Annotated in this window: 24 protein-coding genes and 1 pseudogene; 15 read left to right on the forward strand and 10 right to left on the reverse strand. The window is 72.5% G+C overall.

Annotated features, from left to right (window positions below; all coding sequences use genetic code 11):
• Positions 1 to 28: 28 nt before the first annotated feature.
• From ACFWZ5_RS09265 to ACFWZ5_RS09285, 5 genes and pseudogenes are all read left to right on the forward strand, one after another.
• Complete coding sequence (locus ACFWZ5_RS09265; protein ID WP_384787555.1) at positions 29 to 1276, forward strand: PucR family transcriptional regulator; 1248 nt, start codon at positions 29 to 31, stop codon at positions 1274 to 1276.
• A 192-nt stretch (positions 1277 to 1468) separates the two neighbouring features.
• The gene (locus ACFWZ5_RS09270) at positions 1469 to 2320 is read left to right on the forward strand and encodes an alpha/beta fold hydrolase (protein ID WP_384787558.1); all 852 of its coding nucleotides are present in this window, start codon (positions 1469 to 1471) and stop codon (positions 2318 to 2320) included.
• A gap of 79 nt (positions 2321 to 2399) precedes the next feature.
• A complete protein-coding gene (locus ACFWZ5_RS09275) occupies positions 2400 to 3302 on the forward strand; it encodes a helix-turn-helix domain-containing protein (protein WP_384787561.1) in 903 nt (300 codons plus the stop codon).
• Positions 3299 to 3487 (forward strand): annotated as a pseudogene (locus ACFWZ5_RS09280) (alpha/beta hydrolase); the annotation flags it as partial. The gene ACFWZ5_RS09275 and the pseudogene ACFWZ5_RS09280, both read left to right, overlap by 4 nt.
• A 96-nt stretch (positions 3488 to 3583) precedes the next feature.
• Positions 3584 to 4012 (forward strand): SsgA family sporulation/cell division regulator, encoded by a 429-nt coding sequence (locus ACFWZ5_RS09285; protein WP_384787564.1) that lies wholly within the window; start codon positions 3584 to 3586, stop codon positions 4010 to 4012.
• Here ACFWZ5_RS09285 and ACFWZ5_RS09290 read toward each other — a convergent pair.
• The 8 genes from ACFWZ5_RS09290 to ACFWZ5_RS09325 form a co-directional block, all read right to left on the reverse strand.
• The gene (locus tag ACFWZ5_RS09290) at positions 3993 to 4409 is read right to left on the reverse strand and encodes a hypothetical protein (protein WP_384787566.1); all 417 of its coding nucleotides are present in this window, start codon (positions 4407 to 4409) and stop codon (positions 3993 to 3995) included. The two genes, ACFWZ5_RS09285 and ACFWZ5_RS09290, sit on opposite strands and share 20 nt — an antisense overlap.
• Positions 4410 to 4461: 52 nt before the next feature.
• Complete coding sequence (locus ACFWZ5_RS09295; protein ID WP_384787638.1) at positions 4462 to 5262, reverse strand: helix-turn-helix domain-containing protein; 801 nt, start codon at positions 5260 to 5262, stop codon at positions 4462 to 4464.
• Between the two features lie 107 nt (positions 5263 to 5369).
• Entirely contained in the window at positions 5370 to 6197 is an 828-nt protein-coding gene (locus ACFWZ5_RS09300; protein WP_384787569.1) for an alpha/beta fold hydrolase, read from the reverse strand.
• 22 nt (positions 6198 to 6219) lie between these two features.
• Positions 6220 to 7455: an NUDIX domain-containing protein gene (locus ACFWZ5_RS09305; protein WP_384787572.1), complete on the reverse strand. Its 1236-nt coding sequence runs from the start codon at positions 7453 to 7455 to the stop codon at positions 6220 to 6222.
• A gap of 31 nt (positions 7456 to 7486) precedes the next feature.
• Entirely contained in the window at positions 7487 to 7756 is a 270-nt protein-coding gene (locus ACFWZ5_RS09310; RefSeq protein ID WP_384787575.1) for a hypothetical protein, read from the reverse strand.
• Positions 7753 to 9933, reverse strand: a complete 2181-nt coding sequence (fxlM, locus tag ACFWZ5_RS09315; RefSeq protein ID WP_384787578.1) for a methyltransferase, FxLD system — start codon at positions 9931 to 9933, stop codon at positions 7753 to 7755. Before fxlM ends, ACFWZ5_RS09310 begins: the two co-directional genes overlap by 4 nt.
• A gap of 30 nt (positions 9934 to 9963) precedes the next feature.
• Positions 9964 to 11952, reverse strand: coding sequence for an ATP-binding cassette domain-containing protein (locus ACFWZ5_RS09320; RefSeq protein ID WP_384787581.1), 1989 nt, complete (start codon positions 11950 to 11952; stop codon positions 9964 to 9966).
• A gap of 23 nt (positions 11953 to 11975) precedes the next feature.
• On the reverse strand, positions 11976 to 12137 hold the full coding sequence (locus ACFWZ5_RS09325; protein WP_384787584.1) for a hypothetical protein: 162 nt from the start codon (positions 12135 to 12137) through the stop codon (positions 11976 to 11978).
• A gap of 281 nt (positions 12138 to 12418) precedes the next feature.
• On the opposite strand from ACFWZ5_RS09325, the gene ACFWZ5_RS09330 reads away from it, so the two are divergent.
• The 7 genes from ACFWZ5_RS09330 (at position 12419) to ACFWZ5_RS09360 (ending at position 18074) form a co-directional block, all read left to right on the forward strand.
• The gene (locus tag ACFWZ5_RS09330) at positions 12419 to 12970 is read left to right on the forward strand and encodes a sigma-70 family RNA polymerase sigma factor (RefSeq protein WP_384787587.1); all 552 of its coding nucleotides are present in this window, start codon (positions 12419 to 12421) and stop codon (positions 12968 to 12970) included.
• The gene (locus tag ACFWZ5_RS09335) at positions 12955 to 13602 is read left to right on the forward strand and encodes a hypothetical protein (protein ID WP_384787590.1); all 648 of its coding nucleotides are present in this window, start codon (positions 12955 to 12957) and stop codon (positions 13600 to 13602) included. The genes ACFWZ5_RS09330 and ACFWZ5_RS09335 overlap by 16 nt, the downstream gene beginning before the upstream one ends.
• Before the next feature lie 108 nt (positions 13603 to 13710).
• Positions 13711 to 15294 carry a beta-propeller fold lactonase family protein gene (locus tag ACFWZ5_RS09340; protein WP_384787593.1) on the forward strand — a complete coding sequence of 528 codons (1584 nt, stop codon included), beginning with the start codon at positions 13711 to 13713 and terminating at the stop codon, positions 15292 to 15294.
• A 16-nt stretch (positions 15295 to 15310) separates the two neighbouring features.
• Entirely contained in the window at positions 15311 to 16054 is a 744-nt protein-coding gene (locus ACFWZ5_RS09345) for a DUF1775 domain-containing protein (protein WP_384787595.1), read from the forward strand.
• A 118-nt stretch (positions 16055 to 16172) separates the two neighbouring features.
• Positions 16173 to 16727, forward strand: a complete 555-nt coding sequence (locus ACFWZ5_RS09350) for a hypothetical protein (RefSeq protein WP_384787598.1) — start codon at positions 16173 to 16175, stop codon at positions 16725 to 16727.
• A 279-nt stretch (positions 16728 to 17006) separates the two neighbouring features.
• Positions 17007 to 17522, forward strand: a complete 516-nt coding sequence (locus ACFWZ5_RS09355) for a hypothetical protein (protein ID WP_384787601.1) — start codon at positions 17007 to 17009, stop codon at positions 17520 to 17522.
• A 42-nt stretch (positions 17523 to 17564) separates the two neighbouring features.
• Positions 17565 to 18074, forward strand: coding sequence for an EF-hand domain-containing protein (locus ACFWZ5_RS09360; protein ID WP_384787604.1), 510 nt, complete (start codon positions 17565 to 17567; stop codon positions 18072 to 18074).
• 109 nt (positions 18075 to 18183) lie between these two features.
• Here the strand turns inward: ACFWZ5_RS09360 and fes are convergent, their stop codons facing one another.
• Positions 18184 to 19398 (reverse strand): enterochelin esterase, encoded by a 1215-nt coding sequence (gene fes, locus ACFWZ5_RS09365; protein WP_384787607.1) that lies wholly within the window; start codon positions 19396 to 19398, stop codon positions 18184 to 18186.
• A gap of 43 nt (positions 19399 to 19441) precedes the next feature.
• On the reverse strand, positions 19442 to 21763 hold the full coding sequence (fhuB, locus tag ACFWZ5_RS09370) for a Fe(3+)-hydroxamate ABC transporter permease FhuB (protein ID WP_384787610.1): 2322 nt from the start codon (positions 21761 to 21763) through the stop codon (positions 19442 to 19444).
• Positions 21764 to 21872: 109 nt separating this feature from the next.
• On the opposite strand from fhuB, the gene ACFWZ5_RS09375 reads away from it, so the two are divergent.
• The 3 genes from ACFWZ5_RS09375 to ACFWZ5_RS09385 all read left to right on the forward strand — a co-directional run bounded on the left by ACFWZ5_RS09375 (position 21873) and on the right by ACFWZ5_RS09385 (position 25723).
• A complete protein-coding gene (locus ACFWZ5_RS09375) occupies positions 21873 to 22697 on the forward strand; it encodes a 2,3-dihydro-2,3-dihydroxybenzoate dehydrogenase (protein WP_384787614.1) in 825 nt (274 codons plus the stop codon).
• A gap of 186 nt (positions 22698 to 22883) precedes the next feature.
• Complete coding sequence (dhbC, locus tag ACFWZ5_RS09380; protein ID WP_384787617.1) at positions 22884 to 24092, forward strand: isochorismate synthase DhbC; 1209 nt, start codon at positions 22884 to 22886, stop codon at positions 24090 to 24092.
• Positions 24089 to 25723 carry a (2,3-dihydroxybenzoyl)adenylate synthase gene (locus ACFWZ5_RS09385; RefSeq protein WP_384890575.1) on the forward strand — a complete coding sequence of 545 codons (1635 nt, stop codon included), beginning with the start codon at positions 24089 to 24091 and terminating at the stop codon, positions 25721 to 25723. Before dhbC ends, ACFWZ5_RS09385 begins: the two co-directional genes overlap by 4 nt.
• Positions 25724 to 25725 lie beyond the last annotated feature (2 nt).

A 25725-nucleotide genomic window follows, 5' to 3' on the forward strand; every position in this document is an offset into this window, starting at 1 on the left:
GAACAGGTGGTCGAGAGAGGAACAGCGCATGACCGTAGGGCCCCAGCGAGCCCGCCCTGGCAGCGCGGAGCTCCAGGCGCTCGTCGACGAACTCGCGGAGAAGCTGGGCCGGTCCGTCGCGGTCGACGATCCCCTGGTCCGCATGGTGTGCACGAGCCGCCACTTCGGTGACGAGGACCCGGTGCGCATCGGCACGCTGCTGCAAGGCCGCGCCGACAACGCGGCCGTCCGGTACGTCCTCGCGCAGGGCGTCGCCCAGTGGTGGAAGCCGGGATTCATCGACGGCCGCGACGACCTCGGAATGCTGCCCCGCTACGTCGTGCCCCTGCGGGAGCGCGGGCACCTCCTCGGGCTCCTGATGGTCGTCGCGCCGGAGAAGACGCTCGGGGAGCAGGAGACCGAGGCCATCGCCTGGTCCGCCGACCTCATGGCCGCCCAGATGTACGCGGAACACCGCGCCGCCGACACCAGGAAGGCCGACGAGCGGACCCTGGCCCTCGACCTGGTCGACCCCGACGTCGCCACGCGGACCGCCGCACGCCGACGGGCCACGGAGCGCGGGCTTCTCGGCGAGGCGGACCACGTCCTGGTCACCGTCGTCCAGCTGTGCCGGAGCATGGATCCCCTGCGGCAGTCCGAGGCGGCCCTGTGGGCGGCCCTGGAGGGCTTTCGGCAAACGCGTTCGGCCCAGGGGATCATCGGGATCGACCAGGAGCGGACGATCCTCCTCCAACTGCGTGACCGGCCTCCCACCGCGGCCGAGGTCGCCGCCCAGTCCGCCCACATCCTCGAGGAACTCACCACGTTCCTGGACCCGTCGGCGGCCCCCGTCGTCGGCGTCGGCGGGCGCCACCTGGGCCTGCACGACGCCCGGACGTCGTACGAACAGTCACTCGTGGCGGCCCGCGCCGCACGTCGGCTGCCCTCCCTGAAGGGCATGGGCGACTGGGACCTGCTCGGAGAGTTCGCCGTGCTCCTCCAGCTCCCCGAGCACGCCCTGAACGCGTCCCTCGTCCCCAAGCCGCTGCGCACCCTGAACGAGGCCCACGGCGGCGACCGGCTGCGGGACACCCTGCGGTGCTTCCTCGAACACGCCGGGTCGATCCCCAGGACCGCGGACGCGCTGCAACTCCACCGCACGTCGCTCTACTACCGCCTGCGCCAGATCCAGGAGATCACCGGACTCGACCTGGACGACGGCGCCCACCGGCTCACGCTGCACCTGGGACTGCGGATCGAGGAACTCCTCGCCACCGGCGATGCCGCGGGTGCGTGATCCCGGCCCGTCGCATGGCCGAATCTCGACGCTGTCCCGCCGCCATCTCACCGCTGTCCCGCCGCTTCGACAAAACGAGAATGATCTCCCGCTCGATTCCTACAGCACGCGGTGGTGGCCGCGACGCACCGCATTCGAAGATGTGGAGGACGGGGCGGGCACGAAAGCCAGCCTGTGACCAGGGGAGATGTCATGCGGGGCCCGAGGGAACTGATCACGGCGGACGGGGTGCGGCTCGCGTACCAGGACAGCGGCGGCGAGGGCGTTCCGCTGGTCCTGCTGCACGGCTGGGGCCAGACACAGGCGATGTTCCGCCACCAGGTCGAGGGTCTGGCCCCCGGCCGTCGCGTCGTCACCGTCGACCTCCGCGGCCACGGCCTCTCCGGCAAGCCCCGGCACGGCTACCGCATCGCTCGCCTGGCCCGCGACGTGCTCGAACTCGTCGACCACCTCCGCCTCGGCCGGTTCGACGCGCTGGGCTGGTCCATGGGCGTCTCGGTGTGGTGGAGCTTCATCGACCAGTACGGGACCGGGCGGATACGGCGCTTCGTCGCCGTCGACCAGCCGGCGGCCGTCGCCGCCGTCCCCTGGATGACCATGCGGGAACAGCAGGACTCCGGCGCCATCTTCGACGTGACGGAGCTGCTCGCCCTGGGCGCCGCGCTCGCCGGGCCGGAAGGCGACACGGTGCGCGCCGACTTCGTACGGGGCATGTTCTCCGGCGAGCCCGACCCGGAGACGCTCGCCTTCGTCGCCGAACAGATCACGTCGACGCCCGCCCACGCCGGCGTACCGCTCCTGTTCGACCACTGTGCTCAGGACTGGCGGGACGTACTGCCCCGGATCGATGTGCCGACCCTGGTGATCGGCTGCGAGGGGAGTCATGTGCACCCCGATGCGCAGCGCTTCATCGCCGAGCAGATTCCTGACGCCCGGCTGCACGTGTTCCCCTCCGACGTGGCGAGCTCGCACTTCCCCTTCCTCGAAAACCCGGCGGCCTTCAACGCGGTGGTGGAGAAGTTCCTGGCCGAGGAACCCGCCTAGCCCGGCTTCCAGACCTACGCCGATGCCCGCGCGAGCGGCCGCGCCTGAACAACGAAGAACCGTACGGGGTGGAGTTCCCATGATCCCAGCAGTGATGTCGCGTGTGCCGGAAACGAAGACGCCACCGGCGCTCGCCCCCCCATCGCCTCCCGCCTCCGAGTGGCTCGTCCAGCTCCTCCCCACCATGCCGGGCGAGGGGGACGTCAACTTCCTCTACCTCGGCATGCACGTCCGCGGGCCCGTCACGAGCGTCCGGGAGGGAGCCAAGAGCCTCCTGGAACAGGGCGACCTGGTCTTCTGCGACCCGGCCCGGCGCGACCTGCTGCAGTTCGGCGACGACTGCCGGATGACCTTCTTCCGGATACCTCGCTGCTATCTGGGAGTCACCGAGTCGGAGCTGAACCAGGTGGTGGGCGTCCCGGTGCGGGGCGGTGAAGGCCTTGGGGCGCTGGTGTCGGACTTCCTGTCCGCGCTCGCCGCCAAGGCGGAGTTCCGCCGGTCCACGATCGGGGACCGGCGCGCCCGGACGGCGGTGCACCTGCTCTCCGTCCTGGTCATGGAGCTCCTCGACACGGACACGGCGGACGAGGCGGCCGACGCTTCGCGGGGCGGCCACGAGATGCTGTCCCGGATCCGGGCCTTCATCGAAGCGCATCTGATGGACCCGGACCTCTCACCGGAGTCGATCGCGCGCGCCCACCACATTTCCGTCCGGTACCTGCACAAGCTCTTCCAGAACGACGGCACCACGGTGAGCCAGTGGGTGCGACGACGCCGACTGGAGTCCTGCCGGATCGAGTTGGGCCGGTCCGGCCGGAGATTCACCATGGCCGCGGTGGCACACCGCTGGGGCTTCAGCAGCCCCTCGCACTTCAGCCGTGCGTTCAGGGGCGCGTACGGGATGTCCCCCAGCGCCTGGCAGTCCCTCGCCACGTCGGCCCTCGCGCCGACACCCACCGACGCCCGTGTGAGCTGCCCATGACCACGCCCACTGTCGGCCTCGTGCACGGTGCCTGCGCCGACGCGGCAGCCTGGATCGGTGTCGTCTCGGAGTTGCGGAGCCGCGGCATCCCGGTGCTCGCGCCGCCGAACCCCCTGCGCGGCCTCGCCTCCGACGCCGCGTACGTCGCCAGGGTCCTGGCCGCGACCCAACGCCCCCTCGCCGTCGCGCTGTCCGAGCCCCAGCAGGTGGCCGACCTGATCAGGGACGCGGTGCGGGCGACGAGCCGCTGGTGACGTCCGGCAATGGCGAAAGGAAAGGGCATGCGACGTCCTCTTGAGGAGACCGTCAACGCGACCGTGACGACGATGAAGTCGGAACGCTACGAACTGGCCGTGCGCCTGAGGCATTCACCGGACGACCCGCTGGCCGTTCGGCTGGACCTGTATGTGACCGACGCGGATCCGCCCGTAGCCACCTGGGTGTTCGGCCGGGATCTGCTGGCCACCGGGCTCATTCTGCCGTCCGGGGACGGCGATGTGCGCGTTCGGCCGCGCGGCGGCGACAGGACGGACGTGGAACTCGTCTCGGGCCGGACCTGGTGTGTCGTCAGGATGGCATCGTCCGATGTGCGCGACTTCGTCACCAGGACGCGGTCCGCCGAGGAGTGTGCCGACGCGGAGATCGACGCTGCGCTCGATCGGATGCTGTCGGAGATCCTTCCGGGCGGCGTCAAGAACGCGGACCCCTAGGCGACTCGTCGCGCAGACGTTGCCACGTCTCTTGCGGGTCGGCTTGCTGGAGACAGCCGAAATGGAACCTGACGGCCCCGTCCGTACCCGCCAAGGAGGACAGCGCCAGGCCCCGATCGGCCACCATCCGCACCTCCTCGATGATCGAGTCCGTGACGACAGCCAGCGCGACCCTGCGCGCCGGGCCCCCGTACAGCACCCAGGTCGCCCCTCCTGCGATGGAGGCCAGGGTGTAGCGGTCGGGTCCGCGACCAGTGATGACATCGAGGGCATCACCGACGGTGGCGCCCCCGCGCAGGGCGTAGGTCGCACCGATCATGCGGTACGGGGGGAAGTCGTCATCCCCTGCATGGACCCTGTCACGGTCGACGTGCAGGGTGATCCCGCTCGCTGTCATCAGATGGCTCCATTCGACGTCCCGCCCGGACAACGAAGATAGTCGCTGCAGGTCAGAGGGCCACCGTCGACCGATTTCCCGGTCCAAGGACAAAGGGACCCGACGGCGGCCACGCGACGTCGTCGATCGCCAGCCACGGCGCGGCGGCCACGGCGGTGGGCGTCGCCCTGGTGAACGCCTTGACCTCGCGGTGGAGGTGGGACTGGTCGACGTAACCGCTCGCGGCCGCCACCTGAGCGGCGGCGTGACCCGCTGCGAGCAGGTGGGCGGCGTGGTCGAAGCGCACCAGCCGGGCCGCGCGCTTGGGGGTGAGGCCGACCTGGGAACGGAAGCGTGACCACAGGCGCTTGCGGCTCCAGCCCACCTCGTCCGCAAGGCCGTCGACCCGCACCCGCCCCCGGCTGGTGAGCATGCGCCGCCAGACAGCGGCGACCTCCGGATCGAGCGGGGCACGGGCGGCAAGGCGCCGGCCGAGGAGATCCGCCGCGATGGCGAACCGCTCGTCCCACGACCGGGCGGCACGCAGTCTGTCCTCGACCCGCCCGGCCTCGCTTCCCCAGACGTCTCCCCAGGAGACCACCGCCCCGCTGAGCTCGGCCGACGCGCCGAACACCGCGGCCGCCACCACCGGCGACAGCCGAATCTGGAGGCACCCGATCCGCCCGGTCGCCCGACCGCGGACCCGAAGCTCGCCCGGGGCCAGGCCGACGACCACGCTGCCCCGCTCGCGCCGCCCGGGGGCGTCGTAGACGAGGGCGTCCCCCTCGCTGAGGTCCACGAACAGGGTGACCGACGGATGCGCGACCATGGCGATGTCCGTGAACGCCGGGGCACGTTGACGGAATCCGGCCATGCTGATCCCCGGCAGGCGCTCCGGCTGCCGCGGGACGGCGACCTCCACCGACGCCCAGTCGGGTGGTGGCTCGGGGTATCGCACGGCACCAGGCTAGGGGATCGGTGTCAGCGGCCCGTTGCCGCTGCCGTTGCCGCCGCAGCGAAGCCCAGCAGCAACTCGCCGGTCGTCTCCGGCGCTTCGAACATGGGGAGGTGCCCGACTCCGGGCAGCTGCTCCACGCGCGCCTTCGTCACCGTGTCGTAGTGGTGCGCCGAAGAGGGGGCCCAACGGGGGTCGGCGGCGCCGAAGACCACCAGGGCCGGGATGCCGAGGGCCGAGAGGCGCGCGGGCACGCTCTTCTCGGCGATGTACGCGGTGTACTGGCGCAGCACCGTCCTGAACGTGCGGTAGCCGATGCTCCGTACCTCGGCGACCACGTCGTCCGGGATGTCCACCGGGCGGTGGCACACCGCGGTCATGCCTCTGCGGAGCATCGCGGTCGAACGGATCCGCCACAGGAGCGGGCCCAGCGGCGGGCCCATCAGCGCCCTGAGGAGGGCGGGCTGGGGGAGGAGAGCGTCGAGGCTGGGCCCGCTGCTGATCAGCGCGAGCGAACCGGCCAGGTCGGGGCGCTGCTCGGCGAGCGCGGTGGCGACGTACCCACCGCTGGAGTGCCCGACGACGGTGACCGGACGAAGGCCCAGCTCATCGAGCACCACGGCCAGCCGGCCCGCCTGCTCGGGCACGCTGTACGACGGCGCGGTCAGGGACCGGCCGTGCCCCGGCAGGTCGACCCGGATGACGTGGTGCCGACCGGCGAGCGCCGGCACCACCGGGCTCCAGGAACCGCTCGAAGCCCCGGACCCATGAATGAGCACCAACGGCGCCGCCTGCCGCGGCCCGTCGTGGACGACATGCATCCCGTGCACGCGCTCGATGTCGTGATTTCCCATGCACGGCACGATGTCCGGGGCATCAATCATCCGTCTTGTACAAATGTCGCCGCGAGGCCGCTCGTTCGCCCTCGATGACCGGCCGACCGCAGGGTCCGTACGGGGTGAACGCGGCCGGTGGATGGTCGATCGGGAGGTCCGGGCGCCACGCCGTGAGGATCTGGGCGCTGCACACGAACAGGTCCGTGGGCAGGTGGTCCGGTGTGAACCACTGCCAGGAGGTCACCGCTTCGTCGGGCTGGTCGGTCGGGACGCCGTGCCAGGTCGTGATGACGGCCGGGACCGTGAGGCGTACGACGCCCTGGACACTGTCGAGCAGGGTGCCGAGCAGGACGGCGTCCTGGGGGCGGGCGCGGAGTCCGGTCTCCTCGTGGAGTTCGCGCGCCGCGGTCTCCGCGAAGGTCTCGTCGGGCTCCACGGAGCCGCCGGGGAGTTCCCAGGTGCCTCGACGGTGCCGGCCGAGCAGGATGCCCCGGTCGCCGAGGAGGATGACTCCGACGCCTACGGCGGCGTGCGGCACCGGCGGTTCGTGGGTGCGGGGTCGGCTGGAGACGCGGGCGGGTTGTGGTGCCGGTCGGCGGCGGGCGCGGATGAGCTGGGTGATGACGGGGCTGTCGTCCCGCGGCGCCCGCAGGAGGTCCACGGCCTCGACGGTGAAGCCGTGATCGGTCAGCAGGTCCTCCCACAACTGCGGTGTGAGCACCCACATCCGGGTGGGGATGGGCTCCTCGTCGCGGAGCCGGACGAGCTGCTCGCGCGGTGCCACGGTGCGGGCGGGCCCGCGCCCTTCGGCGTCGGTGTGCAGGGCGGAGAAGACGAGGGGAGCGCCGGGGGTGAGTCCGTCCCGCAGGGCGGGGAGCAGACGGTGCGGGTCGACGCAGCCGAAGGTGTGGATGCCGTACGCGACGTCGTAGGGCCGCGCCCCGCGCAGATGCTCGGCCACGTCGGCACAGACGAACCGCACACCGGGTTCGGCGCCGTGGCCGTTCACAGCGCGCTGGTGCTGGGTCGGCGACAGCTCGACACCGTCCACCAGGGCCCCGTGCGCACGCGCCAGGTGTACGGCGTGATGACCGGGCCCCGACCCGATGTCGAGCACGCGCTTGCCGCGCACGTCGCCGAGGACCTCGGCGCCGGGGCCGACACCGGGCCAGGGGGACCAGTTGATGCGGTCGGGGACGCGCGGCACGTAGCCGTGGTCCAGCTGGCGCTGTCCGTAGGGGGCCCAGCTCTCCTCGTTGGTCGACTGCGCTGACATGAGTGGATTACCTCCGCAAGGTTGGGCGAGGTCAGGGCTGCAGGGCGTAGCAGTGGAAGGCGGGGTCGAGCTCGGTCAGGTGGAGACGTGACCATGACGCGGTGAGCAGGGCGGCCTGCCGCGTCCTGAGGTCCCCTTCCTCGGGTTGCCTCTGGCCGGGGTCGTGGACGGAGGTGACCCCCCAGAACGTGCCGCCGGGCGCGAGCAGGCCACGCACCCGGGAGAGGAAGGCGCCCTTGTCGGTGACCCACCGGTGGACGAGTCGGCAGGCGGCGCCGGTCACTCGTGGGTGTGGGTTCACGAGGGCCAGCCCATGTGCGTGTACGGCTTGCCTTGGGCGATGGCGGTCAGGGCGGTGCGGGTGTAGTCGACGAGCCGTTCGGGCAGGGCGTTCAGGGGCCACCATCGCCACTGCGTGCACCGGTGGGGTTCGAGGACGCGTGGCTCTCCGTGCCATCGCGATGCGGTGAAGAAGAGCTGTACGCGGGGGATCGGGCTGCCGGGGTCGAGGAGATCCAGGGTGTGTACGAGGGTGAGATCGGCTTCCGCGACGGTCAGGCCGGTCTCCTCCGCCGCCTCACGGACCGTACAAGCCAGGGCGGACTCGCCCGCCTCGCGATGACCGGCCGGCAGATGCCAGGTCAAGGGCGCGAACGCGCTGTCGGGATGGCGTTCGCCGAGCAGCACGGCACCGTCCCGGACGAGGACGAGGTGGGCGCCGACGATGCTGCGGCAGCGGTGATCGCTCGGCTCGCGGACCTCGACGGTGCGCGGCGCGCCGTCGTCATCGAGGTGCGGGTGCGGGTCGCGTCGGTGTTCGCGCAGGACGGCCGCGGTGCCGGGGTCCATGGTCATCTCCGCCGTCTCGTCGAGGCGGGTCCACCGCAGCTGGACGCCCTCCGTCAGTTCGATCTCGTGCACGGGCCGGTTGAGGGTGCCGTGGTAGACGCGGTCGCGGTCCAGGAAGGTGCCGTTCGCGTCGAGGGTGTCCAGGGTGACGAAGGGCCTCAGATCCGGGATGGTGAGGCCGATCTCCTCGCGCAGCTCCCGGGCGATCGCCTCGTCGCAGGTCTCGCCGGGTTCGGTGTTGCCGCCGAGCAGGGCCCACTGGCCAGGGCGCCAGATGGGCTTGTTCGCCGAGCGCAGGTGCAGCAGGTAGCGGCCTTGGTCGTCGGTGAGGAGGGCGGCCGTGCCGGGGACGATCGGCCAGTCGAGCGCGAGCCGGGTGTGCTTCTTCTGGATGAGGTGCGCGGTGCCAGTCACGTTCGGGATGAGGTGCGCGGTGCCAGCCATGCTGCCGGGCGTCGCTGAGGCTCGGGGGCGGACGGTGATGTGCGGGCCCGCGGCGGCGCGGTGGTTGCGCTGCCAGTGCCGCACGTGCTCGGCCATCTCCGTGGCCGCGCGCAGGCCCGCGGGACCGTAGCCGTGGACGACGAACTCGTGGACGGCCTGGCCGTGTTCGCCGTCACCGATCCGCTTGTGCGCGAGCCGGGCGAGGGAGGCGCCGCGCACGATCGCGGCGGCGGGCCAGGTACGGCGCGGCGGCGGGTCGATGACGCCGGTGTCGTGGTCGGGGGCGAGGGACAGACGGCAGAATCCCAGTAGCGCGCCCGCCAGATACAGGGTGAGGGCGTCGCAGGACTCCTCGCCGCGGGCGGTGACGTGCGTACGTACCTCGGTGCGCGGCCGGTCGAACGCCGCGGCGAGCTGCTCGACGGGTTGGGGCGTTCCGTCCTCGAAGGCGAGGCGGATGCCGTGCCGGGGCACGGTGCGGAGGTGCGCGTTCCAGGTGCCGACGTGGTGCAGGGGCACGGATCCGCACGCGGTGGGCGGCTCGTCGCTGACCAGCGTTCCGTCGCGCTGGGTGAAGCCGATGGACCACACGTACTGGTGGATGCGCAGCGGCGCGACGAGGCGGCCGCCGTCCGCGACGAGGCCGCACCAGGGCAGATCCCAGGTGTCGGCCGTGACGATGAGGGCGTCGAACCCACCCACCGGGACGATGTGCGGAGGCAGGTGCTCGGCGTCCGCGGTGACGACGCGGACGCGGTCGTACCCGGTGGCCGCCAGGAGGCGGGTGGCGCGGTCGGTGCGGGCGGGGTCGAGGTCGACGGTCGTCACGCTGCCCGTGGCGCCGACGAGTTCGGCGGCCAGGGCGGCGTGGTAGCCGCAGGACCCGATCTCCAGCACCTGCTGGCCCGGTTGGAGGCGCGCCGCTTCCAGCTGGGCGGCCTGGAGCCATGGCGGCGGGACGGAGCTCGTCACCCGGCCGTCGGGGGAGCGGCGGGTGGCGATGAGGGCGTCGGCGTACGCCGCGTCCAAGGCGGCCTCGGGGGCGAAGAGATGCCGTGGAACGCGGCGGAAGGCGGCCTCGACGGCGGGGCTGCGGAGTCGGCCTGCGGTGACGAGCTGGTCGGCGAGTGCGTGGCGCAGGTCTTGAGCTGTCCGGCGTGGGGAGGCGGTGGGGCTGGTTGACACGGCGGTCCCTTCCATCGAATCGGGCAGGGGCTAGGCGCGGTCAGCGACCGGCGGCGTGCTGGGGCCGGGCACCTTGGCGCGGGCGGCTGGTGCGTGCTCGGGCGCGTCGGGTGCGTACTGAGCGGCCTGGGTACGGAACATGGCGGCGTAGCGCCCACCCGCTGCCATCAGCTCGTCGTGGCTGCCCGATTCGACCAGGCGGCCCTCGTTGAGTACGTGGATGGTGTCGGCGTAGCGCACGCCGGACATGCGGTGGGTGACGAGGACCACCGCGCGCCGCGGCCCGGCCAGTTCCCGGATGCGGTCGAAGGCTTCGATCTCCGCCTCGGGGTCGAGCGCGGAGGTCGGCTCGTCGACGATCAACAGGCCGTCGGCGGGGGAGGTCTCGGTACGCCAGTGGGCGCGGGCCAGGCCGACCTTCTGCCACTCGCCGCCGCTGATCTCCGACGCGCCGCGGAACATGCGGGCCAGCAGCGTCCCGGTGCCGTGCGGGAGCTTCGCGACGACCGGCGCCGCCCCGGCGTAGTCGAGCGACGCGCCCAACTGCTCGGCGGAGGGCGCCCGGTGGGGGCGGCCGAGCCGGACGTTCATCGCGGCGGTGACCGGCCACCGCTGGAAGTCCTGCGTGAGCAGCGTGACGCGCTCGAACACCTCGAAGCGGTCGAGGTCGCCCAACTGCCGGTCGCCCCACCGCACGGAGCCGGACTGCGGCAGCAGCAGACCGGAGAGGACCTTCATCAGCGTGGACTTGCCGGACCCGTTCTCGCCGACCACCGCGACCACCGAACCCATGGGCACGTGCAGGGACACGCCGTCGAGGGCCGGTTCGTCCCGGTCGGGGTAGCGGTAGCCGACCTTCTCCAGCGTCACCCCGCCGACGGTGTCCGGCACGGGATGGCCGCCCCGGGGGATGGCGCACCGGGCGGCTTCGGTCAGGAAGCGCTCGTGGTCGCGGACGTAGAGGCTCTCCTCGTGCAGCTGGTTCACGTTCATCACCAGCGTCCCCAGGCTCGCCGAGCCCGACCGCACCGCGATCACCGCGGTGCCGGCCACGGCCAGCTCCATGTGCCCGGCCACGATCAGCCAGAGCATCACCCCGTACGTACTGGCCATGGCCAGACCCGACAGGGCGGCGGCCACCAGCTCGGTGAGCGCCTTGCCGTCCGCGAGCCGGCGCTGCTCGGCCTCGGCGCTCTCGGCCATGCCGCGGTAGCGGTCGAGCAGGAAGGGGCCGACGCGATGCAGCCGGACCTCCTGGGCCGCGGTGCGTTCGGTGAGCAGGTTGCCGATCAGCCTGCTGGCGCGCAGGTGTTCCACCCACGTCATCACCGACGCGTACCGTTCCTGCGCCACCCGCATCGCGCCCCACCCCCGCGGGGCGGCGATCAGCAGCAACAGGGGCAGGAGCGCGGGGTGGAGCACGGCCAGCACACCGGCCGTGGCGATCAGGCTGATGGTGCCGTTCAGCGCGGCCACGCAGGCGCCGATCATGCGGCGGGCCGACGAGGCCCCCTGCTGGGCCACGTCGATCAGCCGACGGAACTCCGGGTCCTCGATCGCTTCCAGCTCCACCGCGGTGGCCGCCGCCAGGTACTCGGTGGTCGCCACCCGCTCCACCAGCGGCTCCAGTCGCCCGGCCCGCGAGGTCGACCAGCCCGCGAACCCCGCCCGCGCGATCGCGACCACCGCGACCACGGCCAGGGCGGGCACCGCGGAGCGCAGGCGGTCCACCGGTTCGCCCGCCCCGAGCAGGGCCCGCATGACCTCGTTCACCGCGAGCAGGCTCGCCGCGGCCGCGATGCCCTGGCCGACCTCGCTGATGCCCACGCCGAGGAGCGACGACCTGTCCGCCCGCCACGCCCGGCGCAGCGTGGCGAGCACCAGGCGCGGCATCGCCCGGATCGCCGTGACCATCGTCAGATCGAACCGCGCCCGCTCGTGTTCCGACCAGCCCATGTCGTACCGCAGTGGCCCCCCGAACAACTCCTCCTCCGCCGGGGACACCACTGGCTCGGCCATGTCCACACGTCCGAAGAACCGCTTCACACCGCACCACCCCGCCACGCGGCCACAGCGCTGAACTCCTGGTACGGCACCCTCGTCCTGCTCACGCCCAGCGCCGCGGTGACGGTCGTGACGCGGCCGCACTGCTGGGGACGGTCGAACACGCAGGGAGCGGTGGCAGGGGCGGGACGTGTGTTCACGGCGTCTCCTCGACTGAGCTAGGGAGGGAAGTGCTCGGAGAACGTGCCTGATCAGGCGCGCGTAACGGGGACGAGTGGCCGAATTGTGGGCGTCCGTCGCCGGTCGCGCGACGGCTCCGGTCAGGACAGCCATGCCATGTGACGCAGGTCATGTTCGATCTCGTCAACACTGCCGCTTGTGCCGCCGTATCCCCTCGCGCAATCACGCATGGTGAGATCGGAGAGTGCCGGATGGATGTGGGGCATGCCGGGAACGGCAGGCGTTCATAGTGGGCGTCCGCATGTGGCGCGCACGGCGGAAGCCGGAGGAAGCGGCGTTCGGCAGCGAGAAGGGCGTGCGGGACGCCTACGCCGATTACGGCGGCGAGCTGCTGGGCTTCGCGCACAACGCGCTCGGTGACCACCAACTGGCCGAGGAGGTGGTCCAGGAGGTGTTCCTGCGGGCCTGGCGCGCCTCGGACTCCTTCGACAGCAGCCGCGGATCCGTGCGGACCTGGCTGTACGCCATCGCCCGCAACGCGATCGTGGACGCCCGGCGGCGCCGCGATGCCCGGCCGCCCGCGGCCCGGGAGGACACGGCGGGGCGGGGGAGCGCGGACGCGGACGTCGACCCGTACGACCGGTTGCTGGCACGGATAGAGCTGCGCGAGGCCCTGGACCGGCTGCGCCCCGAGCACCGGGAGGTGGTCATCGAGGTGTACTTCCTGGGCAGGAGCTGCGCGGACCTGGCCGACGAGCTCGGCATCCCGGCCTCCAGCGCCCGCAGTCGCCTGTACCACGGCATTCGCGCGCTGCGCGGCATCCTCGACGAGAACGGATGGCTGGCACCATGAACGACTTCTGCACCGCGATCCGCGAGGAGGTCACGGAACTCCTGCTCCTGGGCAGGCCGTTGCCCGCTCCGCTCGCCCGCCACATCGCATCGTGCGAGGGCTGCGCCGAGGAAGCGGAAGGAGTGCGCCGGGTGGTGCGCACCTTCGAGCGGACCGACTCCCTCCGTGTCCCGCCTGCTCTTCCCGAGCTCAGCGGGACAACCGCCGTTGACACGGCATGGGGGCGCAGGCGGGTACGCCGCCGGGTGGCGGCCGGCATCGCCTCCCTGGTCCTTGCGGCCTGCGCGGCCTTCGTCGCCGTCGTGGCGGCCACCGGCAACGACACCCGCACATCCGCCGCCTCCGTTCAGGTCGCACAGGACGGCAAGATGATCGCGCATCCCTGGGGCACCGAGATCCCGGTGTCGCTGTCCGGGCTGCGGGCCGGCAGCACCTACCGGCTGATGACGGGCAACGCCAGCGGCGAGCGGGTGCAGGCCGGCAGCGTACGGGCGAGCGGGCAGGGCGAAGCCCCACTGCGCGTGCGCCTGACCACGGCCATGAGCAAGGACGCCATCGCCACGCTGTACGTCCAGGACGCGGACGGACGCTTCGTCGCCCAGGCCCCCGCGGGACCGCGCAGCAGGACCTGACACGGGGCGGCATCCCGCCCCGTCCCCAACCACCCCTTCATTGGGGCCGGTTGCATACCGGCCCCCCTTCAACGCGCCCATCGGTGCGCCTTATCTGGAGGTTTATCAGTGTTTTCCATCAGAAGGATCGCCGGTGTCACCGCGATGCTGACCGGCATCGGCGCGACGGCACTCGGGGCAGTGAGCCTCGCCGAGGCCCAACCATCGCACCCGGCCTCCGGTCGTCACGGCGGAGCGAAGACCACCGCTGGTGACGTTACGTCGGCCAACGCGCCCATATCGGGCCGCGACCGCGTGTACACCGCCGACCAGACCTCCAACACGGTCACGGTCATCGACCCGTCCGCCAACAGGACGCTCGGCACGATCCCCCTCGGAGCCCAGCGTCTGGGGGCCACGCTCAGCCCGCAGTACACCGGAAAGGTGGGCGTGCACGGCCTGGCCTTCTCCCGTGACCACCGACGTCTCGGCGTGGTGAGCGTCACGAGCAACACCGTCAACATCATCGACACGGCCACCAACAAGGTCGTCAACGAGACCGACGTCGGCCGTGCCGCCCACGAGGGCACCTTCACCGCGGACGGCAAACAGTTCTGGGTGGCCAACCGCGGACGCGACAGCGTCACGGTCGTCGACGCCGTGCGCGGAGGCGTCGTCACCGACATCAAGGTCGGCCCCGGCCCGTCCAAAGTGCTGCTCAGCCCCGACGGCAGGACGGCCTACGTCAACCACATCAGCGCGCCCGAGATCACCGTCGTCGACGTGCGCACCCACAAGGTCCGCTCCACCATCAAGGGCCTCGGGGACGCCTTCTCCTCCGACGCGGCGATCTCACCCGACGGCACGCAGCTGTGGGCATCGCACAAACGCGCGGGCCTGACCAGCGTCATCGATCTCAACAACCGCAGGGTCACGGCCGTACTGAAGACCGGCCCTGACTCCAACCACCCCAACTTCGCCCGCACGAAGAACGGCTCGTTCGCCTATCTGACCGTGGGCGGTCTCGATCAGACCCTCGTCTACCGCCGCACCCCGGGCCGCACACCGAAGCTGGTGACCCGCATCCACCACACCAAGCACGCACCGCACGGCATGTCGCCCAGCGGAGACGGCACCCGCATGTACGTGGGCATGGAGAAGTCCGACGCCGTCGACGTCATCGACACCGCGACCAACAAGGTGACCGACACGATCGACGTCGGCCAGGAGCCCCAGGCCCTGGTGTACGTGCCCGACGCGGCGCCCGCCGGATCCGCCGCCAACCTCGGCCGCCAGGGCCTCGGTGACGCACCCCGCAACGTGCCCACCACCCTGCCCGACGGAACGGCGGGCGAGCCCATGCGCCCGGACAACAAGGGACGCCGCCTCGAAGCCACGGTCCGGCGCGTCAGCGGACTCGGCATGATCCAGCTCCAGGCCCGCGACCTGCAGCCGACCTCCACCTACCGGGCATACGCGGTCCAGAAGGACGGCAGCAGGACACCCCTGCTGTCCTTCACCACGGACTCCTCGGGCAACGCCGCCCAGGTCCTGGCCTTCGCCGACTTCACCGGCGAGAGCGTCGCCCTCATGTCCCAGGGCAAGGCCACCGAGCAGACTCTGGCCCGGATGTCGGACATGGCCGCCTCCCTGCACCACGGCTCGGACAGCACCGTCGAGGCTGCCGACCTCCTGTACTGCGACTGCTGCTGAAAGGCCGCACGCCACCATGACACGCACACCTCACACGCGCCCCAGCCGGCGCGCACTCCGGACGACCGCGGTCCTGGCGACGGCCGCGGGAGCGCTCCTCCTGCTCACGGGAACCGCCTCGGCGCACGTGCGGGTGTTTTCCGAGGGCGCCAAGGAGGGAAGCCCGGCCACGCTGCGGTTCCGAGTCCCCTCCGAGAAGGCGGACACCACCACCGTACGCGTCGACGTCACCCTCCCGACCGGAGTCACGTCCACCGGAGCACCACCGCCCTCCGGATGGACACGCAAGGAGATCCCCGCCACCGAGGGCCGGGCGGCCCACGTCGTGTGGACCGCCACGGCAGGCCACGAGCTCAAGCCCGACCAACACCGCTACTTCGACGTACGGGTGGGACCGCTGCCGAAGAAGCCGAGCATCGCCTTCGACGTGGCCCAGACCTACGCGGACGGCACCGTGGCGAACTGGAACCAACCGCCGAGGGGCAGCAAGGAACCGGACTTCCCGGCAGCCGTACTGGTCCTCGACGCCGCTGCCGCCAAGGCCGGGCAGGCCCCGGGGCACGTGACGGTACAGCCGACGCCGACGCCCACTCGGGCGACCGCGCCGACTCCGACTCCGGCGGCTGCCGGGGACGAAGGGACGGGCGGGGTGCCGTGGCTTCCCTGGGCCGTAGCAGGCGCCGCCGTCGTGGGCGCAGGTGCGGTGGTGGTGGCACGCCGCAGAACGGCTCACGACACAACGGGACCGGTGCAGCCGTGAAGAGGTGACCGAGTCGCATCAAAGTTGACCATCTGGGCACACGTTCAGCATGCCGACAGGTCAATCGGATGATGGGCGGCACGCCTCAAGCGAGGCTGTTGCCGACGCCCGTGAGCGGATGGCTGACGCCCGTGAGCGCATGGCCGACGAGCGTGAACGCGCGGCCGACCACCGGGAGGGCATGGCCGACGAGCGGGAGGGGCGGCTCGCCGAGTGGGAGGGGCGGCTGGACGCGCGGGCTCGCAAGCTCGGGCGTACGACCGCCGGAGCGCGGCAGCGTTCGTACGAGGCGGTTGAGCGGTCCCGGAAGCTGATGCGGAGCAGTCAGGACCGACTGGACCGCAGTGAAGCGGCACTGCACCGCGCGGACGCGCGCGACACCAGGGAGCAGCAGGCCATCGAGGGCGAGGTGGCGGACTCCCGCGCGCGTCAGGCCAGCGAAGGGCCTGCACCGCGGGAGGTGCTGGAAGCCAGGGTGCTCCGCCTGCAGCAGCAGTTGGCGCACGTCCAGTTCGCGCTGGGCACTACCCAGGCCGCGCTGGCCGATGAGTACGAGCGGCTTGCCCGGGAGGAGCCCCAACAGGCGGCTGAGTACCAGCGTCACGCCGAGCGGGCTCGCCTGGCGGCGGCCGGCCTTCTCGCCCCCGAGTCGGCCGACGAGGGCCGCGGCTGAGGAACCGCAATGTGAAGCAGACCGCCCAAGGAGCAAGAGGCGGCAGGTCAGCCGACCGTACGGCGCGGCTGCCCGGTCCAGCCGTACTCCGGTTGGCGCCCTGACGTGAAGCGAGTGCAACTGGCCGAGCCGGAGAGGGAGTTGGCCGTATCGCCTCCCGGTGCGCTCCGCCCACCGTCCGAGTGATTCTCCGACCGAGCCGATCCGGTTTCCACCTCGCCGGTGCCATCATCAGCAGACGTGTCGCTTCGTTCCTTTCGAGTAGAAAGAACCCTCCCAGTGCGCCTTCCCCTCCTCGTCCGCGTCATGACCGCCGGCTGCGCTGCCGCTGCCCTGCTGTCGTCCGGACCTGCTGCCGTCGCGACGTCGGCCCCCGTGCTGCCGGTGGAATGCACCGGTACCTCCAAGATCGAGTCCGACGGGCTCAAGCCGCAGCCGACGCCACAGACGTACCAGGGAACACGGAGCTATGTCTGCTCGGGAGGCGACCTCCTTGCCCCGACCGCGGTCCAGTCGGTGGTCGAAGGAACGGCCAACAGCAGCTGCACCAAGCTGAGCGCCACCACCCGCGAGACCTTGACCTGGCCTGACGGGACGACGAGCGAGATCGAGATCCCCATCGAGGTGGCCATCGAGCCGGACGCGGTCGACGTCCGTGCGACCGGCACCGTCATGAGGGGCAAGTACGCCGGTGCCGGTGTCACCAGCACCTTCCCGATGCCCCCTTGTGGCCTGCCCGGCAAGGTCGAGGGCCCAGCCGCCCTGACCATCACGCCGACCGCGTCAGTCGCTTGAGTTCGACGCCGCATCCCACCACGCACAGGAAGACTGCACCCCATGACTGACCTGCAGGTCTCAGAAGCCCCGAAGGCGCGCGTCTTCGCCATGCTCGACATGGACGGAGACGGATTCGCCTCCCGGCACGACTACTTCGTCCGGATCGAACGGGCGGTGAAGGCGACCGGACGCGCCGCCGACGACCCGCTCGTCCTTACCGCCTACGCCACGGGCGAGCGGGCCTGGGCGGCCATGGACGCCAACGGCGACGGCATCATGACGTTCGAGGAGTACGCGGCCTGGGTGGACGCCGAGAAGTTCGACACCCTCTGCAAGTACGCACTCAGCGCACTGTTCGACCTCGTCGACGCAGACCAGGACAACCATCTGAACCGGTCCGAGTTCACGACGCTGCGCGAAGCACTGGGCAATCCGGTCGGCAAGTCCGATGCCGCCTTTGCCGCACTGGACGCCGACAAGGACGGTCGTGTCAGCCGCGACGAGTACCTGGCAGCGATCCGTGCCTACATCACGGGCGAAGGGTCGCCGATGGGCGAAGCCCTGTACTAGAGAGCGTATGTGACGGTGATCGAGGGTCGCCCGTGTGAGGTCCTTGATCCAGATCGCGAGGGCGGCTCACACGGCTCGATCACGGCTCGATCACGGCTCGACACAGGCGCTAGGACAGGAGCCGTGCCAGGCCCGTGGCGAGTCCGCCCCGCCAGCACGCGTAGTCGTGGCCGCCGTTGAACTCCTCGTACGACACCTCATAGCCCCGCTCCCGCAGGACGTCGCGGAAGCGGCGGTTCTCGGCGAGGAGCATCCACTCCTGGAGGCCCACCTCGAGGTGGAGGCGGACGGGGCGGTGCGGAGTGGTGGCGTACTGGCGGGTGAGCCACTCCGCGCCGTGCTCCTCGTCGTCGGGCCACCAGAACGATCCGGACTGCGAGAGGGCGCGGCCGAAGCGGTCCGGGCGGTGGTGGACGGCGTACGCGGCGGTGAGGCCGCCCGCGCTCTGGCCCGCCACGACGGTGCGCTCGGGCCGGGTGTCGGTGCCGAACCGCGAGGCGGCCCACGGCAGCAGCGTGTCCGCCAGCCAGTCGACGAACGGGCCGCTGCACGCGAGGTCCTGGGCGCGGCGGCCCGTGGTGTCGACGAGCAGGGCGACCGTCGGCGGCAGCGCGGCGTCCGCGTGCAGGTTGTCGAGGAGGTCGCCGGCGCCGAGGACCGGGCCCCACATCTCGCCGTCGAGCAGGACGGCGACGGCGTACGGACCGGCCTCGCGGGTGTGGCCGGGCGGCAGGTGGACGGTGACGCGGCGGCCGTCGACCTCGGTCGCCGACGTGCGGCCGCGCGGTGTGTCGGGGCGGCGCGCGGTGTGCGGCTGCGCGGGGGCGTCCGGCAGGGACAGGACGGAGGCGGGGGAGCGGCCGTCGCGGGACGGCAGGGCGGGGGAGGGGTTCAGCGGGTCGGGCACGGCGTCGTCGAGGACGGCGATCCAGGAGGCGCGGTCGGTGCGCAGGATGTCCTCGCGGGAGCCGTGACCGGGGAAGAACTGGTACGAGGCACGGTGGTCGGCCCGCAGGCGGTGGCTGAGCGCCCACACCGACGTGCCGTCCACGCGCCGCATCAGATGGTCCGTCAGGTCCCCGGCGTGCCGGTCCTTGTCGGTGACGGTGTGCAGCAGCGCCAGGACGTCGGTCGCGGGCCGGTCGGGGTCGTCGCGCCACACGAAGGTGACGAGCCGGTGGCCGGGGTCGCCTTCGGGGTCCGGCTCGACCAGCGGGGCGCCCTCGGCCGCGACGCGGAGCCAGAACTCCTGCTCCGCTCCCGGGACCTGGGCGTGGACGGCTCGGCTCAGGGTGCGCAGCAGCGGGCTACGGACGTCGGTCATGGGTCGGATACCTCTCAGGGCGGCGCGCGTGGGGGGCGGGCGGTCAGACGCGGGTGGCGGCCGAGCGGCCGAGCAGCACCCAGAGCAGGAAGGGGCCGCCGAGGACGGTCGTCACGACGCCCACGGGCAGTTCGGAGCCGGAGAACGCGATCCGCCCCAGGGTGTCGGCGGCGACCACGAGCAGCGCACCGGTGAGCATCGACCCGATCAGCGGCACCCGCAGCGGTCCGGCGAGGCGCGACGCGATCACCGGGGACGCCAGGGCGACGAATCCGACGGGCCCGCAGACGCCGACGGCAAGCCCGGCGAGCGCCACCGAGAGCAGCAGACAGATCAGGCGGGTACGGGCCGGGCCTGCGCCCAGCGACGCCGCAGTGTCGTCGTCGAAGCGCAGCACCCCCAGGTGCCGGGCGACGGCAAGCGCCGCGGGGACGAGGACGGCCAGGCCGATGAGGACCGGTACGGCGACGTCGTAGCCGCGTCCGTTGAGGCTGCCCGACGTCCAGACGTACAGGGAGCTGGCGGAGTTGAGGGAGCGCCGGGACAGCACGACCTGGGTGACGGCGGAGGCGAGGGCGGACATCGCGAGGCCCACGACCAGGACCCGGTAGCCGCGCCGGCCCACGCCGCCGGACACGGTGGTGACCACGACGACGGCGACGAGCGCGCCGAGCGGGCCCGCCCACCAGGCGCCGAACGTGCCGGTCGAGCTGAGCGTGGCGGACAGCAGGACGGCCGCGGTGGCGCCGTCGTTGACGCCGAGGAGCTCGGGCGTGGCGAGGCGGTTGCGGGCCAGGGTCTGGGTGAGGCACCCGGCCAGGCCCAGGGCGGCGCCCGCGGCCAGGCCGGCGACGATGCGGCCGAGCCGGAACTTCTGGACGAGCAGCACGTCGAAGCGGTCGCCCTGGCCGAGCACGGCGTGGAAGGTGCGGGCGATGCCCATGTCGCTCTGTCCGGCGTACGCGGACAGGACGACGGCGCAGCCGAGCAGGGCCGCGAGGACCAGGGCGGCGAACGCGGGCCGCCGCGCCACGAGCAGGGACAGCGGGCCGCGGCGCAGGACGAGCAGGCCGTCGCGGTGCGCGCCCCCGCCCTTCACGAGGGCAGGCCCGTCCTGGCGCCCGGGGAGGGCACGGAACGTCGGGAGGACACGGAGAGAGCGGACCGGCAGGGGCAGTCGGCGCTTGGGCCGGGTCGCACTGGCCTCGCCGGTCGCGGGGTCCGTCATGCCCATCGTCGCCATGTGCCGGGAGCGGACGATGGCGATCAGGACCGGTGCGCCGATGAGCGCGACGATGACGGACACCGGTGCCTCGTAAGGCCGGGACACCACGCGGGCGGCGACGTCGGCGGTGGTGAGCACGCCTGCGCCGACGAGCCCGGCGATGACCAGGCGGGCCGGGAGCCGCGGTCCCGCGAGGGTCCGGGCGACGAATCCGGCGAGCAGGCCGAGGAAGGAGACGGGACCGGCGAGGGCCACGGCACCGGCGGTGAGCAGGGTCACGGCCACCGCGACGACGGTACGCGTGAGCGAGGGCCGGTGCCCGAGCCCGCGCGCCAGGTCGTCGCCGAGGGCGAGCGCCGAAAGGGGGCGGACGACCAGCGCGGTGATGATCAGTCCGAGGGCCAGGACCGGGGCGAGCCGGGCCACGTCCCCGTACCCCTCGACGCCCGCGAGCGAGCCGAGCACCCAGAACCGGAAGCGGTCGTAGGTCTCGGCGGAGTTGACCACGATGACGCTGGTGAGCCCGCCGAAGGTGGCGCCGAGCGCCGAGCCCGCGAGGACCAGGCGCATCGGCGATCCGCCGCCGCGCCCCGCGATGAGCAGGACCAGGCCGCTGGCGACGACGGCGCCGGTGAACGCGCAGACCAGGTAGGCGTAGCCGCTGTCGAGGCCGAGGAGGGCGATGCCGGCCACGACGCCGAGCGAGGCGCCCGCGTTCACGCCGAGCAGTCCGGTCTCGGCGAGAGGGTTGCGGGTGACGGCCTGGAGGAGGCAGCCGGCGACGCCGAGTGCGGTGCCGACGAGGACGGCGGTGAGGGTGCGGGGCAGCCGCAGGTCGCCGATCACCAGGGCGAGCCGGGAGTCGTCGCGGGCCCCGCCGCGGTTCAGGAGGTAGTCGAGGGCGCCGCCGGGGCCGACCTCGCCCGCTCCGACGGACAGTGACACGGCACAGAGCAGCAGGACCAGGGCGGTGAGGGCCGTCACGGAGACGAGGACCGTGCGCCGGGGGCGGCGGGACGCCGGGGCTGTGGCCGTGGCGGTGGCGGGAACTCGACCCTGCGGGGGAGTGTCCGTCAACTTCCCTGGTGGCGAGCCCTCTTCGGCGGGGCGTTCCGCGGTGCCCCCGTGCTGCTTGTGCATATGGTGAGGTTAGCCTAACCAAACATGCCGCCCGAAGGGTGGGTGCCGTCGGCCATGCGATCGTCTGTATTAGGTTAGGCTTACCTAACAATCACGGGGGGAGTTGCCCATGCCTGAACACATACCCGGCGCCAGCGCCGCGCTCGCCGACCGAACGGCCCTGGTCACGGGGGCCGGTCAGGGCATCGGCGCGGCGGTCGCCGAGGCGCTCGCCGCCGCGGGGGCCACGGTGGTCGCCACCGACCGCGCCGCCGACGGCGTGGAGAAGCTGGCCGCCGCGTGGTCCGACCGCCTGGCCCGGGGCGCCGACCCCGCGGCCGGAACCCTCACCGCGCACCTCATGGACGTCACCGACGCCGCAGCCGTCGAAGCCGTCGTGGACACCGTCGAGCGCGCGCACGGCCCGCTCGACATCCTCGTGAACGTGGCCGGAATCCTCCGCCCGGGCCCCGCCGCCGAACTCACCGACGCGGACTGGGCGGACACCTTCGCCGTGAACACCACCGGCGTCTTCCACACCTCCCGCGCCGTCGCGACCCGCATGGCCGCGCGCGGCCGCGGCAGCATCGTCACCGTCGGCTCCAACGCCGCGGGAGTGCCCCGCACCGGCATGGCCGCCTACGCCGCGTCCAAGGCCGCGGCGGCGATGTACACCAAGTGCCTGGGCCTGGAACTCGCCCGCAGCGGCGTGCGCTGCAACATCGTCGCGCCCGGCTCCACCGACACCGCCATGCAGCGCGCCCTGTGGACCGACGACGACGCCCCGCGCCGCGTGATCGACGGCGACCCCGCCACGTACCGCACCGGCATCCCGCTGGGCCGCATCGCGGAGCCGCACGACATCGCGGAGGCCGTGCTCTTCCTCGCGTCCGACCGCGCGCGCCACATCACCATGCAGGAGCTCTACGTCGACGGCGGCGCCACCCTCCGCTGACCCGCCCTCCGCCGACCTGCCCCCGGCTGACCCACCCCCTTCGCCGACCCGCCCCCGGCGGCACCACGGCACCCACCCGCACCCTCACCACCCCTCCCCGTACACCCCTCACCACCCCCCTCACCCACGGCCGCACTTCCGTACCCGCGTACGCGAGCGCCGGACCGTGAGAGAAACGGAGTCCCCGTGTCGACGGCACCCGATGTCGCCACACACGTCACCGCCCTGGCCGACCCCGCCCACCCGGCCGTCGGCGCAGCCACCGCGCTCCTGGCCGACTACCGCCCCGGCGCCCGCTTCCTCGGCACCCCCACCCGGACCCTGCTGGGCCAGGGAGTCCACAGCGAAGTGCCGCACGACGACAGACCCTTGGCGGCGCGCGTCGCCCGGACCCTCGCGGAGGCCCGCGCCGCGGGAGCGAAGGCGCCGGTCGTCATCGGCGCGGTGCCCTTCGACCAGACCGCGCCGGCCGCGCTCGCCGTGCCCCGGGCACTGCGGGACGCCCCGCCACTGTCCGCCGACCCGCTGATCGCCCTGCCCGCCGAACCGCCCGCCGCCGTCGACTGGCGCATCCGGCAGGTGCCCGCCCCCGACGCGTACGGCTCCGCCGTCGCCGCCGCCGTGGACCGCATGTGGCGCGGCGAGTTCAGCAAGGTCGTGCTCGCCCGCACCCTCGAACTCGACTCCGCCGCACCCGTCGACGTACCCGCCATGCTCCAGCGCCTGGCCCGCCGCGACCCCACCGGCTACACCTTCGCCCTGCCCACCGGGCCCGAGCGCACCCTCATCGGCGCCAGCCCCGAGCTCCTGGTGTCCCGCCGCGGGCAGCGTGTCGTCGCCAATCCGCTCGCCGGGTCCATCCCGCGCAGCGACGACCTCGCCGAGGACGTGCGCCGGGCCGCCGCCCTGCTGCAGTCGGCCAAGGACCTGCACGAGCACGCGGTCGTCGTCGACGCCGTGCACCAGGCGCTCGCGCCGTACTGCGCGGACATGACCGTCCCCGCCAAGCCCACCCTGATCCGCACCGCCGCCATGTGGCACCTGTCCACGACGGTCACCGGCACCCTCGCGAGCCCCGGGACGTCCGCGCTCGAACTCGCCTGCGCCCTGCACCCCACCCCGGCCGTCTGCGGCACGCCGACCGCCACCGCCCGCGAGGTCATCCGCGACAGCGAACCCTTCGACCGCGGCTTCTTCACCGGCATGGTCGGCTGGGGCGACGCGTCCGGCGACGGCGAGTGGATCGTCACCATCCGCTGCGCGGAGGCGGAGGGCAGCTCCTTGCGCCTGTACGCGGGCGCGGGCGTCGTCGCCGCGTCCGAGCCGGAGGCCGAGACGGCGGAGACCGCCGCGAAGTTCCGCACGTTCCTCGCCGCGGTGGGGGCCGAGCTGTGACCAACGCGTCGCCTGAAGCGCCCACCTGGCCCGCGGAGTTCGCCGAGCGCTACCGCGCCGCGGGCTACTGGCGCGGCGAGACCTTCGGCCGGATGCTGCGCGAGCGGGCCACGGTCCATCCGGACCGGATCGCGATCGTCGACCCCGCCACCGACCGCCGCTGGAGCTACGGCGAACTCGACGCGCGCGCCGACCGCCTCGCCGCGGGCATGACCGCCCGCGGCATCACGGCCGGCGACCGCGTCGTCGTCCAGCTTCCCAACATCGCCGAGTTCTTCGAGGTGATCTTCGCCCTCTTCCGGATCGGCGCGCTGCCCGTGTTCGCGCTGCCCGCCCACCGCGAGACGGAGATCGCCTACTTCTGCCGCTTCACCGAGGCCGCCGCCTACGTCATCGCCGCCGAGCACGGCGGCTACGACTACCGCGCCCTGGCAGCCAGGGTCCGCGCCGACGTGCCGACGCTGCGACACGTGTGGGTCGCCCAGGGCGACCCGGGCGACTTCGAGGCCCTGGCCGACGTGCACGCCGAGCCGGTGGACCTGCCGGGCCCGGCCCCGCACGACCTCGCCTTCCTCCAGCTGTCCGGCGGCAGCACCGGCGTGCCCAAGCTCATCCCGCGCACCCACGACGACTACCTGTACTCGCTGTGGGGCTCCAACGAGCTGTGCGGGGTCGACGAGCACAGCGTCTACCTGTGCGTGCTCCCGGCCGCCCACAACTTCCCGCTGTCGTCGCCGGGAACGCTCGGCGCACTGTACGCGGGCGCCCGGATCGTGCTCTGCCCCCAGCCGGGACCCGACACCGCCTTCCCGCTCATCGAGCGCGAGCGCGTCACCCTGACCGGCCTGGTCCCGCCGCTCGCCCTGCTGTGGACCGACGCGGCGGCCACCACTGCGCACGACCTCAGCAGCCTCGACGTGCTGCTCGTCGGCGGCGCCAAGTTCAGCGAGGAGGCCGCACGCCGCGTACGCCCGGCCCTCGGCTGCACGTTGCAGCAGGTCTTCGGCATGGCCGAGGGCCTGGTCAACTACACGCGCCTGGACGACCCCGAGGAGACCATCGTCACCACCCAGGGGCGGCCCATCTCGCCCGACGACGAGATACGCGTCGTCGACGACGAGGACAACGACCTGCCCACCGGCGCCACCGGACACCTCCTGACCCGCGGCCCGTACACCATCCGCGGCTACTGGAACGCCCCCGAGCACAACGCCCGCTCCTTCACCGCCGACGGCTTCTACCGCACCGGCGACATCGTCCGCCGCACGGACACGGGCCACCTCGTCGTCGAAGGCCGGGCCAAGGACCAGATCAACCGCGGCGGCGAGAAGATCGCCGCCGAGGAGATCGAGAACCACCTCCTCGCCCACCCCGCCGTGCACGACGCCAACGTCGTCGGCGAGCCCGACCCGTACCTCGGCGAGCGCACCTGCGCCTACGTGATCCTGCGGCCCGACGCGGAGCCGCTGAAGCCCGTCGCCATGAAGAGGTTCGTCCGGGGGCGGGGCCTCGCCGCCTACAAGGTCCCCGACCGCGTGGAGTTCGTCGACGCCTTCCCCCGGACCGGCGTGGGCAAGATCTCCAAGAAGGACCTGAGGAACACCGCCGCACAGCGGCCCGCCGCCTCCTGACC

It is taken from the genome of Streptomyces sp. NPDC059003 (assembly GCF_042740445.1).
Lineage (GTDB): Bacteria > Actinomycetota > Actinomycetes > Streptomycetales > Streptomycetaceae > Streptomyces.

Coding starts and splice junctions, on each gene's coding strand:
- ACFWZ5_RS09350 (WP_384787598.1), top strand. CDS start 16,173: ATGGCTGACGCCCGTGAGCGCATGGCCGACGAGCGTGAACGCGCGGCC.
- ACFWZ5_RS09295 (WP_384787638.1), bottom strand. CDS start 5,262: ATGGCCGGATTCCGTCAACGTGCCCCGGCGTTCACGGACATCGCCATG.
- fhuB (WP_384787610.1), bottom strand. CDS start 21,763: ATGCACAAGCAGCACGGGGGCACCGCGGAACGCCCCGCCGAAGAGGGC.
- ACFWZ5_RS09330 (WP_384787587.1), top strand. CDS start 12,419: ATGTGGCGCGCACGGCGGAAGCCGGAGGAAGCGGCGTTCGGCAGCGAG.
- ACFWZ5_RS09305 (WP_384787572.1), bottom strand. CDS start 7,455: ATGTCAGCGCAGTCGACCAACGAGGAGAGCTGGGCCCCCTACGGACAG.
- ACFWZ5_RS09285 (WP_384787564.1), top strand. CDS start 3,584: ATGCGACGTCCTCTTGAGGAGACCGTCAACGCGACCGTGACGACGATG.
- ACFWZ5_RS09360 (WP_384787604.1), top strand. CDS start 17,565: ATGACTGACCTGCAGGTCTCAGAAGCCCCGAAGGCGCGCGTCTTCGCC.
- ACFWZ5_RS09270 (WP_384787558.1), top strand. CDS start 1,469: ATGCGGGGCCCGAGGGAACTGATCACGGCGGACGGGGTGCGGCTCGCG.
- ACFWZ5_RS09345 (WP_384787595.1), top strand. CDS start 15,311: ATGACACGCACACCTCACACGCGCCCCAGCCGGCGCGCACTCCGGACG.
- ACFWZ5_RS09320 (WP_384787581.1), bottom strand. CDS start 11,952: ATGGCCGAGCCAGTGGTGTCCCCGGCGGAGGAGGAGTTGTTCGGGGGG.
- ACFWZ5_RS09335 (WP_384787590.1), top strand. CDS start 12,955: ATGGCTGGCACCATGAACGACTTCTGCACCGCGATCCGCGAGGAGGTC.
- ACFWZ5_RS09375 (WP_384787614.1), top strand. CDS start 21,873: ATGCCTGAACACATACCCGGCGCCAGCGCCGCGCTCGCCGACCGAACG.
- ACFWZ5_RS09265 (WP_384787555.1), top strand. CDS start 29: ATGACCGTAGGGCCCCAGCGAGCCCGCCCTGGCAGCGCGGAGCTCCAG.
- ACFWZ5_RS09275 (WP_384787561.1), top strand. CDS start 2,400: ATGATCCCAGCAGTGATGTCGCGTGTGCCGGAAACGAAGACGCCACCG.
- fes (WP_384787607.1), bottom strand. CDS start 19,398: ATGACCGACGTCCGTAGCCCGCTGCTGCGCACCCTGAGCCGAGCCGTC.
- ACFWZ5_RS09290 (WP_384787566.1), bottom strand. CDS start 4,409: ATGACAGCGAGCGGGATCACCCTGCACGTCGACCGTGACAGGGTCCAT.
- ACFWZ5_RS09300 (WP_384787569.1), bottom strand. CDS start 6,197: ATGGGAAATCACGACATCGAGCGCGTGCACGGGATGCATGTCGTCCAC.